Origin of the sequence: Paraburkholderia sp. SIMBA_053, assembly GCF_046534895.1 — a bacterium.
In the GTDB taxonomy this organism is placed as follows: domain Bacteria; phylum Pseudomonadota; class Gammaproteobacteria; order Burkholderiales; family Burkholderiaceae; genus Paraburkholderia; species Paraburkholderia caledonica.
Map to the genome: position 1 here is coordinate 1 of NZ_JAWRXU010001109.1, position 256 is coordinate 256.

A 256-nucleotide genomic window follows, 5' to 3' on the forward strand; every position below is an offset into this window, starting at 1 on the left:
CCGCTGAACTGCGCAGCGAGCACGGCGTCGCCGTCGAGGTCTTCCCGGCCGACCTGTCGGTCGACAGCGACGTCCAGCGGGTCGAGGACCGCCTCCGCGATGCCTCCGACCCGGTCGACCTGCTCGTCAACAACGCCGGGTTCGGGCTGCCGTTGCGGTTCGCCGACAACGACATCCACGACGAGGTGCGCCACCTGCGTGTTCACGTCGAGGCATCGATGCGCCTGATGCACGCCGCGCTCCAGACGATGCGCGG

The 256-nt window shown here is 69.9% G+C and carries 1 protein-coding gene; it reads left to right on the forward strand.

Annotated elements, in window-relative coordinates; translation table 11 throughout:
• Positions 1-256, forward strand: a 256-nt coding sequence (locus SB753_RS39070) for an SDR family NAD(P)-dependent oxidoreductase (RefSeq protein WP_410805421.1), incomplete at both ends; no start/stop codon positions are given.